Annotated in this window: 15 protein-coding genes and 1 riboswitch; of the genes, 8 read left to right on the forward strand and 7 right to left on the reverse strand. The window is 63.6% G+C overall.

Features of this window, described 5'->3' with window-relative positions; all coding sequences use genetic code 11:
* Window positions 1–14: 14 nt before the first annotated feature.
* From ACX3P0_RS10110 to ACX3P0_RS10125, 4 genes are all read right to left on the reverse strand, one after another.
* Window positions 15–311: a CcdB family protein gene (locus tag ACX3P0_RS10110; protein ID WP_459088112.1), complete on the reverse strand. Its 297-nt coding sequence runs from the start codon at window positions 309–311 to the stop codon at window positions 15–17.
* Window positions 311–553, reverse strand: coding sequence for a type II toxin-antitoxin system CcdA family antitoxin (locus ACX3P0_RS10115; RefSeq protein ID WP_459088114.1), 243 nt, complete (start codon window positions 551–553; stop codon window positions 311–313). Before ACX3P0_RS10115 ends, ACX3P0_RS10110 begins: the two co-directional genes overlap by 1 nt.
* Window positions 554–614: 61 nt before the next feature.
* Window positions 615–2,429: an ABC-F family ATP-binding cassette domain-containing protein gene (locus tag ACX3P0_RS10120; protein ID WP_459088116.1), complete on the reverse strand. Its 1,815-nt coding sequence runs from the start codon at window positions 2,427–2,429 to the stop codon at window positions 615–617.
* A gap of 2 nt (window positions 2,430–2,431) precedes the next feature.
* Window positions 2,432–3,076, reverse strand: a complete 645-nt coding sequence (locus ACX3P0_RS10125; protein ID WP_459088118.1) for a thiamine diphosphokinase — start codon at window positions 3,074–3,076, stop codon at window positions 2,432–2,434.
* Between the two features lie 101 nt (window positions 3,077–3,177).
* A riboswitch (TPP riboswitch) is annotated at window positions 3,178–3,292 on the forward strand.
* A 42-nt stretch (window positions 3,293–3,334) separates the two neighbouring features.
* Here ACX3P0_RS10125 and thiB point away from each other — a divergent pair.
* The 4 genes from thiB to ACX3P0_RS10145 all read left to right on the forward strand — a co-directional run bounded on the left by thiB (window position 3,335) and on the right by ACX3P0_RS10145 (window position 8,452).
* Entirely contained in the window at window positions 3,335–4,330 is a 996-nt protein-coding gene (gene thiB, locus ACX3P0_RS10130) for a thiamine ABC transporter substrate binding subunit (protein WP_459088120.1), read from the forward strand.
* A 38-nt stretch (window positions 4,331–4,368) separates the two neighbouring features.
* Complete coding sequence (gene thiP / locus ACX3P0_RS10135; protein ID WP_459088122.1) at window positions 4,369–5,991, forward strand: thiamine/thiamine pyrophosphate ABC transporter permease; 1,623 nt, start codon at window positions 4,369–4,371, stop codon at window positions 5,989–5,991.
* Entirely contained in the window at window positions 5,988–6,761 is a 774-nt protein-coding gene (gene thiQ, locus ACX3P0_RS10140) for a thiamine ABC transporter ATP-binding protein (protein WP_459088124.1), read from the forward strand. Before thiP ends, thiQ begins: the two co-directional genes overlap by 4 nt.
* Before the next feature lie 287 nt (window positions 6,762–7,048).
* Window positions 7,049–8,452, forward strand: coding sequence for a M48 family metalloprotease (locus ACX3P0_RS10145; RefSeq protein ID WP_459088243.1), 1,404 nt, complete (start codon window positions 7,049–7,051; stop codon window positions 8,450–8,452).
* A gap of 14 nt (window positions 8,453–8,466) precedes the next feature.
* Here the strand turns inward: ACX3P0_RS10145 and ACX3P0_RS10150 are convergent, their stop codons facing one another.
* Window positions 8,467–9,324 carry an RNA polymerase factor sigma-32 gene (locus ACX3P0_RS10150; protein ID WP_459088245.1) on the reverse strand — a complete coding sequence of 286 codons (858 nt, stop codon included), beginning with the start codon at window positions 9,322–9,324 and terminating at the stop codon, window positions 8,467–8,469.
* A gap of 333 nt (window positions 9,325–9,657) precedes the next feature.
* On the opposite strand from ACX3P0_RS10150, the gene ACX3P0_RS10155 reads away from it, so the two are divergent.
* The 3 genes from ACX3P0_RS10155 (at window position 9,658) to ACX3P0_RS10165 (ending at window position 12,006) form a co-directional block, all read left to right on the forward strand.
* Complete coding sequence (locus ACX3P0_RS10155) at window positions 9,658–10,431, forward strand: amino acid ABC transporter substrate-binding protein (protein WP_459088126.1); 774 nt, start codon at window positions 9,658–9,660, stop codon at window positions 10,429–10,431.
* A 139-nt stretch (window positions 10,432–10,570) separates the two neighbouring features.
* The gene (locus ACX3P0_RS10160) at window positions 10,571–11,251 is read left to right on the forward strand and encodes an amino acid ABC transporter permease (RefSeq protein ID WP_459088128.1); all 681 of its coding nucleotides are present in this window, start codon (window positions 10,571–10,573) and stop codon (window positions 11,249–11,251) included.
* Complete coding sequence (locus ACX3P0_RS10165) at window positions 11,248–12,006, forward strand: amino acid ABC transporter ATP-binding protein (RefSeq protein ID WP_459088130.1); 759 nt, start codon at window positions 11,248–11,250, stop codon at window positions 12,004–12,006. The genes ACX3P0_RS10160 and ACX3P0_RS10165 overlap by 4 nt, the downstream gene beginning before the upstream one ends.
* Here ACX3P0_RS10165 and ACX3P0_RS10170 read toward each other — a convergent pair.
* Entirely contained in the window at window positions 11,969–12,628 is a 660-nt protein-coding gene (locus ACX3P0_RS10170) for a TetR/AcrR family transcriptional regulator (protein WP_459088132.1), read from the reverse strand. The two genes, ACX3P0_RS10165 and ACX3P0_RS10170, sit on opposite strands and share 38 nt — an antisense overlap.
* Before the next feature lie 131 nt (window positions 12,629–12,759).
* On the opposite strand from ACX3P0_RS10170, the gene ACX3P0_RS10175 reads away from it, so the two are divergent.
* The gene (locus tag ACX3P0_RS10175) at window positions 12,760–14,796 is read left to right on the forward strand and encodes an oxidoreductase (RefSeq protein WP_459088134.1); all 2,037 of its coding nucleotides are present in this window, start codon (window positions 12,760–12,762) and stop codon (window positions 14,794–14,796) included.
* 46 nt (window positions 14,797–14,842) lie between these two features.
* Here the strand turns inward: ACX3P0_RS10175 and ACX3P0_RS10180 are convergent, their stop codons facing one another.
* Complete coding sequence (locus ACX3P0_RS10180; RefSeq protein ID WP_459088136.1) at window positions 14,843–17,428, reverse strand: TIGR02302 family protein; 2,586 nt, start codon at window positions 17,426–17,428, stop codon at window positions 14,843–14,845.
* Between the last annotated feature and the right edge of the window lie 76 nt (window positions 17,429–17,504).

Here is a 17,504-nt window from a genome sequence, read left to right on the forward strand (position 1 = left end):
ATGCAGCGGTTGCTCTAAAAGCCCTGGAACAGCATGTCCAGCGCGGCGACGATGTCGTCATGGTGGTGGAGAAGATTGGTTCGCGGTTCGGCGAGTTCCCTGGTGGGAATTGTGCCGATAAGGTGGGTGGCCATCACCAGCCTGTGCCCGTCAATATCGAATACCGGATGGAGTTTTCGTGTTGGCGGCGGTACCGTGTTGACCGGCAGGAGAGGCACCACCGCTCGTGTTTTGAACTGACCGAGCAGGTCGGCTTGAATGTCGAGCAGGTAACCGCCGCCGGCTCGAGCAAAAACGTCGTAACGTGCCATCAGAACTGCCGGTATTCTTCCAGTGGAATACCGTGTTCTTCTACATATTCGTTCCACGATTCGATGGCGGCGCGGTTTTCAAGCTTCCATCGTCGTGCCTTTTCGGCGGCGACTGCTTCCGCTATTCCTGCTTCCGCCGCCCGAGACGCGTTGACGTCGAGATCCTTGGCGTCCTTCATGAGATGAGTGTCGATCGACAGGTTGGTCGGTCGCCGAGCCACATTCGCCGCTGATCTGGGCATCCGCTATCTCCTTAATGGCGCGCATATATTATGCGCATACGCGCAGGTCTGCAAGCGCGCGCTACCCCTCCAACTCCTCGCGCAGCATTTCCAGTTCCAGCCATTCCTCTTCCAGCGCGGCCAGCGTGACGCGTTCCTTGTCGAGCGCGGCGATGGTTTTCTGGAACGATGAAGGGTCGCGTTCGTAATAGGCCGGATCGGCGATGTTGTTTTCCAGCCGTGCGATGGATTGCGTCACCGCCTCGATCTTCTTGGGCAGCGTATCCAGCGCGAATTTCTGCTTGAACGACAGCTTTTTCGCAGGGCCTTTTGGCGCGGCGGGTTCGGGCTTTCCAGCCGCTGCGCCCGCTTGCAGCTTCGCGCGCGCCTTGCGGTCGTCCAGCCTGGTGCCGCCGCGCTGCGCCAGCATGTCGGAATAGCCGCCGGCATATTCGATCCAGCTTCCATTGCCGTCCGGCGCGATGATGCTGGTGACGGTGCGGTCGAGGAAATCGCGGTCGTGGCTGACCAGGATAACCGTGCCGGCGAAGCCCGCGACCAGTTCCTGCAGCAATTCCAGCGTTTCCATGTCGAGATCGTTGGTCGGTTCGTCCAGCACCAGAAGGTTTGCCGGCCGTGCCAGCACGCGCGCCAGGATGAGCCGCGCCCGCTCGCCGCCGGACAGTTCGCGGACCGGCGTGCGCGCCTGCTCGGCCTTGAACAGAAAGTCCTTCATGTAGGAAACGACGTGGCGCTGCTCGCCATTGATGACGAGGTTTTCGCCGCGCCCGTCGGTGAGGTACTGCGCCAGCGTCTCGGCCGGATCGACCGCCTCGCGCTTCTGGTCGAGGGTGGCGATTTCCAGATTGGTGCCGAGCCTAATCGAACCCGTGTCCGGCTGCAGTTCACCGGTCAGCATCTTCAAAAGCGTCGTCTTGCCGGCCCCGTTCGGCCCGACCAGGCCGACGCGGTCGCCGCGCTGGATGCGCGTCGAAAAGCCGTCGACCACGGTCAGATCTCCAAAGCTCTTGCCGATATTCCTGGCTTCGATCACCAACTTGCCGGATTCGGTGGCGTCGCTGGCCGTCATGGTGGCTGAACCCTCGGCCCCGCGATGACCGCGAAACTGCTGGCGCATGGTCTGCAATTCGCCGAGCCGGCGCATGTTGCGCTTGCGCCGCGCGGTCACGCCATAGCGCAGCCAGTGTTCCTCGCGCACGATCTGGCGGCCGAGCTTGTGCTGGTCGCGCTCTTCCTCTTCCAGCACCTGGTCGCGCCAGGCCTCGAAATGACCGAACCCCTTGTCCAGCCGCCGCGTCTGGCCGCGATCGAGCCACACCGTTGCGCGCGACACGCGCTCCAGAAAGCGGCGGTCGTGCGAAATGACGATCAGCGCCGACGAGGTGCGAACCAGTTCCTCCTCCAGCCATTCGATAACCTGAAGGTCGAGATGGTTGGTCGGCTCGTCGAGCAGCATGATATCCGGCTCTGGCGCCATGACGCGAGCAAGGGCCGCGCGCCGCGCTTCACCGCCCGAAAGATCGGCCGGGCGCTCTTCACCCGTAAGCCCCAGATGCTCCATCAGATAGGTGGCGCGATGCGGATCGTCGGCCGGCCCGAGACCCGCCTCGACATAGGCGCGCACGCTGTCGAACCCATCCATGTCCGGCACTTGCGGCAGATAGCGGATGGTTGCCGAAGGCTGGCGGAAGACTTCGCCGTCCTGCGGTTCGATCAGGCCGGCGGCGATCTTAAGCAGCGTCGATTTGCCGGAGCCGTTGCGGCCGACCAGCGCGATCTTGTCGCCGGCGGAGGCCATCAGTTCGGTGCCGTCGAGCAGCGGCGTGCCGCCGAAAGTCAGTTTTATTCCGTCGAGATTGAGCAGCGGAGGGGCCATTTTCAGCTTCCTGCCAGCGGATAGGGATGAACCAGCAGCATGGCGCGGCCGCTGCCGAGCGTGATGCGCAGCCGGCCCCTGACTTCGTTGGATATCGTCAGCGACGAACCGAAGGCGACCTCGACATTGTTCAGCGGCCATTTCGCGCCCTCGACGGTGAGCCCGGAAAGGTCGGAAAAGCCGAGAACCGAAAACAGCGTGCCGGTGGCGTAGTCGAATTCGTGCGTACCGTGCGGCAGCGGAATGCCTTCCTGCGCGCCGCTGGTCAGCAGGATCCCGGTTCCGCTTTCGGCAAGTTGCACCGCCAGCGCCAGATGCAGGAAGGCGTGATCGGCGCGCGCGCCGCCGAAAGCGCCGGCAAGGACCAGCGAGGTTGCGCCGCGTTCAAGGGCTGCCGCGATCGCCAGTTCGCCATCGGTCTTGTCTTTTTCCGGCGGAAAGGTCTGCCGCAGCGTCGAGGCGAGATGATCTGGCAAATTGGGCGGCACGGAATCGAAATCGCCGACCCACAGTTCCGGCGTCAGGCCGAGCGTGACGGCATGGCCTATGCCGGCATCGGCGGCGATGATGCGGGTGTCCGCGATCTGACGTTCAAGCAAAGGCGTGCGCACGAGATCGCCGCCAAGCAGGATGGTGAATTGGCTCATGGCCGACGCCTCTATCAGCCCGGCATCGGAAACGGAAGCCGCGCTTGCATCACCGCGACAAACTTCGCTTGCCTCCCACCCGATCCCACCCTATGTCTCAGGGTGCTCTAACGGGGTGCCGGACGCGTTTTTCGTGGACCGGCTGAGAGGCAATCCTGCCAACCCGCTGAACCTGATCCGGTTTGTACCGGCGGAGGGATTAGTGCTTCGGTAGCCCGACGCCTCAATTCCTTTCAACACTTGGCAAAGGAGGCGCCGATGCGCATTTTTTCTCTACTCATTATTCCAGCCCTGGCGCTGCTCGTTTCTCCCGCTTCGGCGGCGGAAAAACTCACCGTTTATACCTATGAAAGTTTTACCGCCGAATGGGGCCCCGGCCCGCAGGTGAAGAAGGCGTTCGAGGCGGAATGCGGCTGCGAGGTCGACTTCGTCTCGGTCGCCGACGGCGTGGCGCTGCTCAACCGTGTCAAGCTGGAAGGCGCTTCGACCAAGGCCGATGTGGTGCTCGGCCTCGACACCAACCTGACCGCCGAGGCCAAGGCGACGGGGCTGTTCGCCCCACATGGCGCGGTATCCGACGTGACCGTTCCGGGCGGCTGGAGCGACGCTATTTTCGTGCCCTATGATTACGGTTATTTCGCCGTCGTCTACGATACCGAAAAGCTGAAGAACCCGCCGAAGAGCATGAAGGAACTGGTCGAGGGCGACCCGTCGCAAAAAATCGCCATTCAGGATCCGCGCACCTCGACACCGGGCCTCGGCCTGCTTTTGTGGGTGCGCTCGGTCTATGGCGACAAGGCACCGGAAGCCTGGGCCAAGCTCAAGGATCGCGTTCTGACGGTGACGCCGGGCTGGAGCGAGGCCTACGGCCTGTTTACCAAGGGCGAAGCGCCCATGGTGCTGTCCTACACGACGTCGCCCGCCTATCACATGATCGCGGAGAAGACCGACCGCTACCAGGCGGCATCCTTTGCCGAAGGCCACTATCTCCAGATCGAGGTCGCGGGCGTCACCACCACCGGCGCGAAAAATCCGCTGTCGCAGAAGTTCATGGCGTTCATGACCGGCCCGAAATTCCAGGACGCCATCCCCGAAACCAACTGGATGTTCCCGGCCGGCAAGATGGACAAGCCGCTCGATCCGGCTTTCGACAAATTGGTGAAGCCGGCCAAGACGCTGCTGTTTTCGCCGGAGGAAGTCGCCGCTAACCGCAAGGCATGGGTGAGCGAGTGGCTTGATGTGATGAGTAAGTAAAATTGACGACGCTGTCTGATCAGAGGGATTGCTAGGCCATGCGCGTTGGCCATCCCGCCGATCCTCGCATCGCCACCGGCCTTGCCGCACTTGGCTTCGTCACCATCCTGATCGGCGGCGCCTTCGCGGGCCTCGCCGTCGAGGGCGCGCAAAACACTTCCGGGGCGGTCGCCGCCTTCGATCCCTATCTGTTCCGCATCGTTCGCTTCACGCTTTGGCAGGCTACGCTATCGACGCTTTTGTCGGTGCTGCCGGCGCTGTTCGTGGCGCGCGCCTTGTCGCGGCATCCGCGCTTTTTCGGCCGCAGCGTCATCCTGCATTTGTTCGCCGTGCCATTGGCGCTGCCTTCCATCGTTGTCGTGCTGGGTGTTCTGGCGCTCTATGGCCGCGCCGGCTATCTCGCCGGCATTCTCTCGACCGTCGGCGGTGAAAGCTGGCCCGGCATCTACGGCATTTCCGGCATTCTCGTCGCCCATGTCTTCTTCAACCTGCCGCTTTGCGTGCGGCTGTTCCTGGAAGTGTTGCAGACAGTGCCGGCCGACCAGTGGCGGCTGGCCAGCCAACTTGGCATGGGGCCGCGTTCCGCCTTCCGGCTGATCGAATGGCCGGCACTACGGCAGGCCGTGCCGGGCGTTGCCGGTCTCGTCTTCATGCTGTGCGTCACCTCCTTCACCATCGTTTTGATGATGGGCGGCGGGCCTCGCGCGACCACGCTGGAAGTCGCCATCTACCAGGCGCTGCGCTTCGATTTCGACCCCGCCCGCGCCGTGGCGCTGACCGCCTTGCAGGTTGCGCTTACCTTTGCCGTGGTGCTGGCGCTGGCGCGCCTTGGCGCCAACACCACCGGCGACGCCAATCTGCCGGTCGCGCCGCGCCGGTTCTCAACGCCGGGCAGGACCGAGACGGCGCTCAATTCCACGCTCATTCTTGTGGCGCTGCTGTTCGTCGCCGGGCCGATGCTTGCAACGGTTGTAGCCGGCCTTCAGGCCGACCTTGGCCGGCTCGCCGGCGAAGACGCTGTGCGGCAGGCGACGCTGACCAGCATCGTGCTGGCCGTCCTGTCGGCACTGCTTTGCGTGCTGCTTTCGCTTTCGCTGGTGACGGCACGCCGGGCGCTGGCGCTGCGCCGCAAGGGCAACGCGAAGAAATCGCTGCTGGAACATTTGACCGACACAGGCGCAAGCTTCGTGCTGGTGGTGCCGCCCATCGTCATCGGCGCGGGCTGGTTCCTGCTGCTTCGCCATTTCGCCGATGTCTTCGCCATCGCGCCCATCATGGTCGTGACCGTCAATGCGGTGATGGCGATGCCCTTCGCCGTTCGCGCCGTGCGCCCGGCCTATGATGCGGCCAGCGAGCGCCACGAGAAACTGTGCGCGCTGCTCGGCATTTCGGGCTGGAACCGGCTGAGGCTGATCGACTGGCCTTCGCTTCGCCGCCCGTTTGCCACGGCCTTCGCCTTCGCCATGGCGCTGTCGCTCGGCGATCTCGGCGTCATCGCCCTGTTCGGCAGCGATGCCGTGCAGACGCTGCCCTATCTTCTGCTGGGCCGCATGGGCAGCTACCGCACGCAGGATGCCGCCGGACTGGCGCTGTTGCTGGGGCTTGTCTGCCTTGCGCTGATGTTTGCCGCCACCCGCATGGGAAAGGAAAAGCCGTCATGAACGCCGGTGCGGAAAAAGGGGGAGCTGCTGTGCGTCTCGATCGGGTCTCTTTCAGCTATGGCGAGGCCCCGCTTTTCTTCGATGTCGCGTTCGCGCCGGCAACCGTCACCGCCATCATGGGGCCGAGCGGTTCGGGAAAATCGACGCTGCTCAATCTGGTTGCTGGCTTCGAGACGCCGCAAACCGGCCGCGTGCTGATCGCAGGCCGGGATATCACGGCGGACCCGCCGGCGGCGCGACCCGTTTCGATGGTGTTTCAGGAGAACAACCTTTTTGCGCATCTGAGCGTCGAGCAGAATGTCGGGCTGGGCCGTTCTCCGGCCTTGAGACTGGGCGATGCCGACCGCGCGGCTGTGACCGATGCGCTTGCGCAAACCGGACTTGCCGGCAAGGAAAAGCGCCTGCCGCATGAATTGTCCGGCGGCGAGCGCCAGCGGGCGGCGCTTGCCCGCGTGCTGGTGCGCGAGCGGCCGGTGCTGCTGCTCGACGAGCCTTTCGCCTCGCTTGGGCCGGCGCTCCGCGAAGACATGCTCGATCTTGTTTCCAATCTGCAGGAGGCGCGCGCCATGACGATCCTGTTCGTCACGCACCAGCCGCAGGATGCACGCCGCATGGCCAAGGCCATCGTATTCGTGGAGGATGGCAAGGTCGCGGCAACCGGGTCCGTGGGCGATTTTTTCAACGGCGCTGGACCTGAAGCGTTCAGGCGCTATATCGGAACTGAAACCGGTGACGGCGTATCACGCGATGTTGCCCGAAAGCAGACATAATTTACGGCCAAGACCGCTGCATGGGCGACGGGGAATCCTTGCCATGCAGGGTTGAGTATGGCTAGGTCCGGCTACTCGGCCGATTCTTTTGGTGCCGGATTTTTGTGGCTTGGCCGTTCGTATTCCGGGATGCGAAGGACCGGTTTCGGAAGATTGTTATGCTCGAACCGTTCCCTGGAACCCGAAAGGAAGCCACCCTGCCTGTCGGCGTTCACCGCACTTGCCTGCGTTCCCTGACGCGAACCATCGCGCTGGGCAGCCTCGCTATTGCGCTCGCAGCGTGCCAGATGGTCACGCCGGATATCCAGGAATCGGGATTCCAGCCATCAAACAAGCCGGTCACGGTCGACAACGTCACCGCCAACAACAAGCTCGCGGCACTCGCCAAGGCGCAACACCCGCGCATTCTTGCAACCTATGGCGGTGAATATTCCGACCCGAAGCTGGAGCGGATGGTGGCCAAGGTGGTCGGCAGCCTCACCACGGTATCGGCCAACCCGACCCAGACCTACCGCATCACCATCCTGAACTCGCCCAACGTCAACGCCTTCGCGCTGCCGGGCGGCTATCTCTACATCACGCGCGGGCTTCTGGCATTGGCCAACGATTCGGCGGAACTCGCCGCCGTGATCGCGCATGAAATGGGGCACGTCACCGCCAACCACGGTCTGCAACGGCAGCAAAAGGAAGCCGAGGAAGTGCTGGCGACCAAGGTCGTGTCCGACGTGCTCGGCGACAGCCCGACCGCCAAGGCGGCGCTGATCCGCGGCAAGCTCAGAATGGCACAGTTTTCGCGCAACCAGGAGTTGGAGGCGGACGCCATCGGCATCAAGTCGGTGGGCGAAGCCGGCTATGACCCCTATGCCGCCGGCCGTTTCCTGCAGTCGATGTCGGCCTATACCGATTTCCGTTCGATCAGCGGCGCAACCGATGCCAGCCTCGACTTCCTGGCGACCCACCCCAACACGCCGCAGCGCATCGAATTGGCGCAGCGCCACGCGCGCGAATTCGGCCCGCCCGGCGTCGGCACCGTGGACCGGAATTCCTTTCTGGCCGGCATAGACGGCCTGCTCTACGGCGATACGCCCGAGGAAGGCTATGTGCGCGGCAACACCTTCATGCATCCGCGCCTCGGCGTTTCGTTCTCGGTGCCGGACGGCTTTTCCATCGACAATTCGGCAGCGGCGGTGACGGCCACCGGACCGGGCGACATGGCGGTGCGCTTCGACGGCGTAGCCATCGACAAGAGCCGCTCTCTGCTCGATTACGTCCGCAGCGGCTGGGTTGCCGGCCTCGACAATGCCAGCGTTCGCGAGGAAACCATCGACGGCAACGAGGCGGCAGTCGCCAAGGCCAGCGCCGATGGCTGGCAGTTCGATATCGCCGTCATCCGCGCCAACGGGCAGGTCTATCGGTTGCTGACCGCCGCACCCAAGGCCAGCACCTCGCTCGATGCCGTGGCGCGTACGGTCAGCGGCAGTTTCCGCGTACTGAACGCCGCCGAAAAGGCCGCGCTGAAGCCGCTGCACATCCGTGTCGTCACCGTAAAGCCGGGCCAGACGATCGGTACGCTGTCGGCCATGATGGTCGGTGTCGACCGCAAGCTGGACCTGTTCCTGGTGCTGAACGCCATGTCTCCCGGCGCCAGCGTCTCGGCCGGCGACAAGGTGAAAATCGTTACCGATAGATAGGGGCCGGATGCCGTTCAGGCGGCCAGGAATTCGGGGTTCTGCTTTACCAGCGCGGTTTTAAGCTTTTCCATCGCGCGCACCTCGATCTGGCGCACGCGTTCCTTGGAGATGCCCAGTTGCGCGCCCAGCGCCTCCAGGGTCGCGCCCTCGTCGCTCAGCCGGCGCTCCTCGATGATCCGAAGTTCACGCCCGTTAAGCCCCTGAAGGGCCTCCCGCAACCACAGCGCGCGCCGCTCGACATCGATCGCATCGCCTGCGATCTCATCGGGCAGCGGGTAATCGGAAACCAGGAAATCCATCCGTTCCGCCGCACCGGCCTCGTCGGCAAGCGGCGCGTTAAGCGAACTGTCCGGCGCCGAAAGCCGGGAATCCATCATCGCCACATCCGCTTCGGAAACGCCGAGCGCGTCGGACACCTGCCGGTAGAGCGCATCGTTCGTCAGCGGGCCGTCGCCGGTGGCGAGACGGGCGCGCAAGCGTCGAAGGTTGAAGAACAACGCTTTTTGCGCCGAACTGGTGCCGCCGCGAACGATGGACCAGTTGCGCAATATGTAGTCCTGCATCGAGGCCCGTATCCACCACGTCGCATAGGTGGAAAAGCGGACCTCCCGATCCGGGTCGAAACGGGCGGCGGCTTCCAGCAGGCCGACATGGCCCTCCTGGATCAGGTCGCCGGCAGGCAGGCCGAAATGCCGGAATTTCGACGCCATCGAAATGACGAGGCGCATATGGGCCACAGTCATGCAATGCAGCGCATTCTGATCGTTGTCCTGCTTCCAGCGCAGCGCCAGCAGATGTTCCTCCTCGCGCTCGAGATAGGGAGCTTTCATGGCCCTGCGAATGAAGGTGCGACCGGCAGTATCTTCCATAATTGCGCGCTCCCATATCAGACCCGGCTGCACTCAAATGCCGGCGCTCGGACGGGGTAAATGCTTGAAATGTTCGTGCATCGCCCTAGGCTGAAAATAACGTGCCGGGCCGGAAAATGGTTCCGTCGGTCAGGCGGCAATAGCGATCGCGCTTCCACCGCTGGAAGCACACCATCGTCTTTCCGGGATACTCGGTATGAAATACCCCATATGGTCCATCATTAGAAAATCATTCCTTATTTTGCCAAGGCCACTCTGTCAGATTGCGCCTCATTCAAACACCGGCGAACGGTCGGCAAACATCGGCGAAACGGCCGGAAAGCAGGGTACCCCACCATGAAATGGCTCAATTCACTCATCATCGCCGGCGCCGTGCAGGCGCTGGCGCTGACCGCCTCCTTCGCCGGCGCCAACCTCGACCAGATCAAGGCCGACGGCGTCATCAAGATCGGCACGGAAGGCACCTACGCGCCTTTCACCTACCATGACACCGACAACAAGCTGGTCGGCTTCGACGTCGAGATCGGCGAGGCGATCGCCGCCAAGCTGGGCGTCAAGCCCGAATTCCTCGAAGGCAAGTGGGACGGCCTGATCGCCGGCCTTGACGGCAGCCGCTATGACGCGGTTATCAACCAGGTCGGCATCACGCCGGAGCGCGAGGCGAAATATGCGTTCTCCGACCCCTATATCGCCTCCAAGGCGGTGCTGATCGTCAAGGGCGACAACACCGACATCAAGTCCTTCGCCGATCTCAAGGGCAAGAAGTCGGCGCAGTCGCTGACCTCGAACTTCGGCAAGCTGGCGCAGGAGAACGGCGCGGAACTGGTCGGCACGGAAGGCTTCGATCAGTCGATCCAGCTCCTTCTGACCGGCCGCGCCGACGCCACCATCAACGACAGCCTGTCCTTCCTCGACTTCAAGAAGCACAAGCCGGACGCCAATGTGAAGATCGCCGCGCAGGAAGAAAACGCCGACCATTCCGGCGTCATCGTTCGCAAGGGCGACCCGGAACTGGTCGAGGCGATCAACAAGGCGCTGGCCGACATCAAGGCCGACGGCACCTACCAGAAAATCGCCGACAAATATTTCGGCCAGGACGTTTCGAAGTAAGAACCGGACGGCTCCCAATCCGGTTTTTATGCGGCGAGTTGTCTTTGACGGCTCGCCGCTTTTCGTACGATATGAAGCACTGGGCTGTGCCAGTGGCGGTATCCGCCCCTAGCCGTGACCCCGCAAGGAGATGTTTCCCGTGCCCCATTGGCTGCAATTGATGCTGGATTCGCTCGGCCCCCTGTTGTGGGCCGCAGCCGTCTTCACCGCGCCGCTGACGCTTTTGTCCTTCGCCTTCGGGCTGACTGTCGGGCTGGTGGTGGCGCTGATCCGGCTGTTCGGGCCAAAGCCGCTGGTCGCGCTGGTGCGTTTCTATGTCTGGATCTTTCGCGGCACGCCGCTTCTGGTGCAGTTGTTCCTGATCTTCTACGGTCTGCCTTCGGCCGGCATCCTGCTCGACAACTTTACGGCCGCGCTGATCGGCTTCACCCTCAATGTCGGCGCCTACACATCCGAGATCATCCGCGCCGCCATCGGCTCCGTGGCGAAAGGCCAATGGGAGGCGGCCTATTCGATCGGCATGAGCTGGAGCCAGGCGATGCGCCGCACCATTCTGCCGCAAGCGATGCGCGTGGCGGTGCCGCCGCTCTCCAACACCTTCATTTCACTGGTCAAGGACACGTCGCTTGCCGCAGCCATCACGGTGCCCGAGATGTTCCAGGCAGCCCAGCGCATCGTCGCAACCACCTACGAGCCGCTGATCCTCTATGTCGAGGCGGCGATCCTCTATCTGGCCATGAGTTCGGTGCTGTCGGCCCTGCAGACGCGGCTCGAGGTGCGCCTCAACCGCTATGGCGGCTTCCTGGAGGCACGGGCATGATCGGCCTTACCGACATCGAAAAGCATTTTGGCGAAAACCATGTGCTGAAGGGCGTCAGCGTCACCATCACGGAGGGCAGCGTCACGGCCCTTGTCGGCCCCTCGGGCGGCGGCAAGAGCACGCTGCTGCGCTGCATCAACCTGCTGGAGATCCCGACCTCCGGCAGCGTGCGCATCGGCGACGACAAGCTGGTGTTCAAGCCGGGAGAACGGCTCGCCACGAAGGACATCCAGCGGCTTCGCCGCCAGACCGGCATGGTGTTCCAGAACTTTCAGTTGTTTCCGCACCGCACCGCCATCGAGAACGTCATGGAAAGCCTGACGACTGTGTTGAAATGGCCGGCCGAGCGCGCCAAAATGCGAGCAATGGAACTGCTCGAGAAAGTCGGCATGGCGCACAAGGCCGACGCATGGCCGGCGACCCTGTCGGGGGGCCAGCAGCAGCGCGTGGCGATTGCACGGGCGCTGGCGCCTTCCCCAAAAGTGCTTTTGTGCGACGAGCCGACCTCGGCGCTCGATCCCGAACTGGCGCAGGAAGTTGTCGATGTGCTGGGTACATTGGCCAACGAAGGCACGACGATGGTGATGGCGACGCACGATCTTCGCCTCGCCTCGAAAATCGCGCGCGAAGTGGTTTTCCTCGACGCCGGTGTCGTCGTCGAAACCGGGCCGTCGGCCGAGTTGTTCGGCAATCCGCAACGTGAGCGCACCAAGCGCTTTATCGCGACCCTGCGGCAGGAAGCGGAAGCGAAATAGCGGGAAAGCCGTATCGCGCGTGAAAACGCTCGATCTCGCGCGGTTTCGGCGCCTGCCCGGTGAAGATTTCGACATATTCGGGGATGCGCCGCATGCGCGTTGCAAGGTCTTCATCGACCTTCATCGAGATATAGCCGATCTGGACAAGATAGATGGTGCGCGCCCGCACGTCGGCCTGCGAAGGGTCGCAGCCGAAGCGCACGAACATCGACGTCAGCGCCACGATCCGCGCGGTATCCGCCTCGGCGACATGAGCCGCGACATCGGCGGACTGCAGCGCCCAACTGCGGATGGCGAATTCGAACTGTGAATCGAAAAGAGCGCCGTCGAGCCAGCAATCGAAGACGTTGAGCATGGCTTCGGCAATGCTCTCGGCATAGGCCTGCGACTGCCGCACGATGCCGCCCGTATTCGTGGTGCGCCAGCGTTCGACCAGCGCCGCCAGCAGCGCATCCCTGTCCTTGAAGAACCAGTAGAAGCTGGTGCGCGAAAGCTTGAGTTTCTGCGCAAGCGGAAGGATGCGCACCGCATCGACGCCAGCATCGATCAGCGCGTCATAGGCCGTTTCCAGCCAGGTCTCTGCGGAGCCTCTCCAGCCCGTATCGGTCGCCCTTTGATCCATCGGGCGAACCTAGCAGGCACGCCTTGCAGTCGCAACGAAAATGTACAGCGTGGTCTATTCAACGTACACTTAAGTGCGTATAATATACACCGTTGTACATTTCACTTCGCCGCGTCGATCAGGAGCCATGCATGTTGAACGATCCCCTTCTGCAACCCTACCAGTTGAAGCACCTGACGCTGCGCAACCGGCTCATGCTGACCTCGCATGAACCGGCCTATCCGGAAGACGGCATGCCGAAGGAGCGTTACCGGGCCTATCATGTTGAACGGGCCAAGGGCGGTGTCGCGCTGACCATGACGGCCGGTTCGGCTGCGGTGTCGCGCGACAGCCCGCCCGTGTTCAACAACGTTCTCGTCTACAAGGACGAGGTGGTGCCGTGGCTGAAGGCGCTGACCGACGAATGTCACGACCATGGCGCGGCGGTGATGATCCAGCTGACCCATCTCGGCCGGCGCACGCGCTGGGACAAGGGTTATTGGCTGCCGGTCGTCTCGTCCTCGCACGAAAGGGAAGCGGCCCACCGTGCCTTTCCGAAGAAGCTCGAGGACTGGGACATCGAGCGCATCATCACCGACTATGCGGACGCTGCCGAACGCATGAAGGCAGCCGGTCTCGACGGCATCGAGCTACAGGCCTACGGCCATCTGATGGATCAGTTCTGGTCGCCGCTGACCAACGATCTCGACGAGCCTTATGGCGGTTCGCTCGACAACCGCCTGCGCTTCACCTTCGACGTGCTGCGCGCCATCCGCAAGCGGGTCGGGCCGGACTACATCGTCGGCATCCGCTACACCGCCGACGAGGTGCTGGAGGGCGGCGTCACCCGCAAGGACGGGTTTGAGATTTCAAAAAAGCTCAAGGAATGCGGCATGGTCGACTTCCTCAACGTCATCCGCGGCCATATCGATACCGACCCCGGCCTCACCGACGTCATTCCGGTGCAAGGCATGGCGAGTTCGCCGCATCTGGATTTCGCCGGCGAGATCCGCGCTGCGACGAACTTCCCGACCTTTCACGCCGCCAAGATCCAGGATGTGGCGACCGCGCGCCATGCCATCGCCTCGGGCAAGCTCGACATGGTCGGCATGACGCGCGCCCACATGACCGACCCGCATATCGTGCGCAAGATCGTCGAGGGGCGCGAGCACGATATCCGTCCCTGCGTCGGCGCAACCTATTGCCTCGACCGCATCTATCAGGGCGGAGCCGCCTATTGCATCCACAACCCGGCGACGGGCCGCGAGACGGAAATTCCGCACGACATCCCCAAGGCAGCGAAGAAGCGCAAAATCGTCATCGTCGGGGCCGGGCCGGCCGGTCTGGAGGCCGCACGCGTTGCCGCCGAGCGCGGCCATGAGGTGGTGGTGTTCGAGGCCGCGAGCCATGCCGGCGGCCAGGTCCGGCTGACCGCGCAAAGCAAGCGCCGGCGCGAAATGATCGGCATCGTCGATTGGCGTGTGGCGCAATGCACGGCCAAAGGCGTCACCATCCATTACAGCACATGGGCCGACGCCGATGCGGTGCTCGGCGAAAAGCCCGATGTCGTCATCATTGCCACCGGCGGCGTGCCGCATACGGAAATATTGAGCGCCGGCAACGATCTGGTGGTGTCGTCCTGGGACATCATTTCCGGCGACGTCAAGCCGGGCGGCAACGTGCTGGTGTTCGACGACGCCGGCGACCATAGCGGCCTGCAGGCGGCCGAGGTCATTGCGGCGAGCGGCGGCAAGGTCGAAATGATGACGCCGGACCGCTCCTTCGCGCCGGAAGTCATGGCGATGAACCTCGTTCCCTATATGCGTTCGCTGCAGAAGCTCGACACGACCTTCACCGTGACCTACCGGCTGGAAGCCGTGAAGCGGCAAGGCAACGGCCTCGTCGCCGTCATCGGCAGCGATTATGGCGGCGTTGCCAGGGAGCGGCATGTCGACCAGGTCGTCATCAACCACGGCACCATCCCGCTGGACGAGCTCTATTTCGAGCTGAAGCCGCAATCGAGCAATCTTGGCGTGCTGGACCACGGCGATTTCATCGAAGGCAAGCCACAGGCCAGTGCCGGCAACCCGCAAGGCGCGTTCCAGCTGTTCCGGATCGGCGATGCGGTCGCCTCGCGCAATACGCATGCGTCGATCTACGACGCCCTGCGGCTGGTGAAGGATTTGTAGGGAGGCCGAAGCAAGGCGGCCCAAGCCGCCTTAGCGGCCCGATACCCTATTTGAGTTCGAGCAGGCGTTCGAGATAGCTGCGCTCGATATCAGGCGACAGCGCATTGCCCAGCCGCTTGCGAATGGCGTCCAGAATCCGGCGAGCGCGCTGCACGTCGATCTCGTCCGGCACCTTGACCGAATCGCCGAAGTCCGGCCCCTGTGTGGCGCGCGGCCGGCCAAGCGGATCGCGATCGCCATCACGCTGGGCGCCGCCCTGGCTGTTGCCCTTGTCGCCCTGCATGGCCTGCATCTGCTTCATCATGCTCCTGGCGCCGTCGCGCAAGGCTTCCAGCGCCTTGCCCTGATGGCCAACCGCATTGTCGCCCTCGCCCTCCCCAAGCGCCTGTTCGGCGCTGTCCATCGACTTGCCGGCCTGGCCGAACCCTTCATTCGGCTCAAGCCCCATGCCCTCAAGGCCCTTCTTGAGTTTTTCGAGGTCGCCTTCCAGTTTGCCCTGGCCCTCCTGCAACTGCTTCAGGGCCTCGGCGAACTCTTCCGGCGTCATGGACTTGCCTTCTTGGGGCTTGCCATCCTGCGGTTTACCCTGTGCGCCGGGCTGGCCCTGATCGTCCAGTTCGCCGAACGGATTTTGTTCGCCCTGTTCGCGCTGCTGCTGGCCGCGCCGCGCCTGATCCATGCGGAACGTCTCGTTCATCATCTCCTGCTGGCGGCGCATGATCTCGCCGAGCTTGTCCATCTGCCGGCGCATCTCGCTGTCCTGCTGGCCCGGCTGCTGCTGACGCCCGGCCTGCAGATTGTTCATCATGTTTTCGAGCTGCGACAGCAATTCCTGCGCCTTGTCGCGATTGCCGGACTTCGCCAGGTTTTCGATCTGGTCCATCATCTTTTGCAGATCGCTCTGGCGAAGCTCCTTGGCCCCCTGCTGCGTCTGGGCCGATTTCTGGTTCTGCTGGCGCTGCGCGAATTCCTTGAGGAAATCGTTCATCGCCTCGCGCAATTCCTTCATCGCCTTGTCGATCTCTTCGTCGCTGGCTCCGTTCTTCAGCGCGTCCTGCAAGGCCTGCTGTGCCTGCCGAAGCCGCTTTTCCGCCGCCGACAAATCGCCTTCCTCGATGCCGAGCGCGATCTGCCACAGATAGCCGACCTCGTCGCGCAGCTGATCGTCGCTGACGGCCAGCTTCAGGCGCGTTCTGGCGCTGATGATCGCCAAATAATGCGTCATGTTGTCGAACGTGTCTTCCGGCCTGAGCGTGATCGCGTCCATCAGGTCGAGCACGCGCTGCTTGGCGTTGGCGTCGAGAGCCAGCAGGCGGCGCTGCTCGATCACCGCCAGCGCCAGCGGGTTGGTGAACGGCCTGGCCGGCATGACGAGCGTCTTGCTTTCGCTCATTGCCGTCTGCCCGGCATCGTCGGTCGCGACAAGCTTCAACGTGACCGGCGCGCCGGCCCAGACATGCTCCGTCAGATCCTTGATGGTTTTGGCGGCGTTCGCCTTGCCGCCGCGGCGCGGCAGCGCCAACGGCATTTCAGGCGGGCCGTAAAGCGGCCGGGCGTTGGGCGCAGGCGCGTCAGCGAGCGCGAAGACGGCCTTGGCCGAAGCCGCGCCATAATCGTCGTCGATCTGGTAGGCCAATTCGGTCGTGCCATTGGCGGCGTGCCTGGGTTCGCCAACGAAGCGGATTGCCGGTCGCGCATCGGGCGTGACCGAAAACGTCCAATGCGCGAGTTCATCCTCGGCCGCCTTCAGCGCCAGCCTGCCGTCGACAGTGAGCTTGCCGGCGAACTGCCTGGCCTTGGCTGGAGCCGCGCCCCCGGCCGCCATTTGTGCGGCAGGTGCCGGCGCTGCGGTCGGTTCGATGGCGCGGCTGTTGCCGCTGGCATCGACGAAGGCAAGCGTTTCTTCGCCGGACCCGCCGGTAACGCGCAGCGCAACCTCGCTGCCCGCCGGTACGGTGACGGCGGCGCCATCCTGCCCTGCGACCGCGGTAAGGAAGATCGGCGGCTTGCCGGTATAGGCCGGTGGGGTGACCCAGGCGTCGACACGAGGCGGGATCGCATCGTGCACTGCGCCTGCGCGAAACGCGTCTGCGGCCCGGCCGCCAAGCGGGCCGAAGGAAAATGCGAAGGCGACGACCACGGCCAACACCGCAATTGCACGCAGACCCCAGGGGTCGCGATCGGGAACCTGCGGTCGCGGAGCATCGGCGGTAACGCGCTCCAGCGTCGCGGCCATGCGCTTCTGGTGCTCGCGCCACAAGGCTTGCGCAAAGCCCCTTTCCGGGCCGCTCGGCCTGTCGGCCTGCGCCTGAAGCGGGCTGTGCAGCAGGGCGTTGGCGGCCTCGATGCGCCGGTCGATCTCATCGGCCTTCGGCAGCCGGAAAAAGCGGAGCGGGTAGAGCGCGGCAAGAGCGGTGATGCAGAACACGGCAAGAACGCCGAACCGCAAAATGTCCGGCATCCGCGCGAAAAGCCCGAACCAGGCGGTGCTGAGGAACAAGGCCATGACCACGAGAAGCGGCAACAGCAACGGCCAGCCGCGCTCGAAAACCATCGAGCATCGCGTAGCCAGCCTGCTAACGGCCAATCTGGCCGAAAGACCTCTGCTTTCAGTGGCGGGTCGGTCCGTCATCGGCCCCTTGTCGCTTTATTTGCGGCCGGCCCGAACAGCTCAGCCTCACAAGCTCTAAAGCACGTCGCAATCTTTC

It is taken from the genome of Mesorhizobium sp. A556 (genome assembly GCF_054489545.1).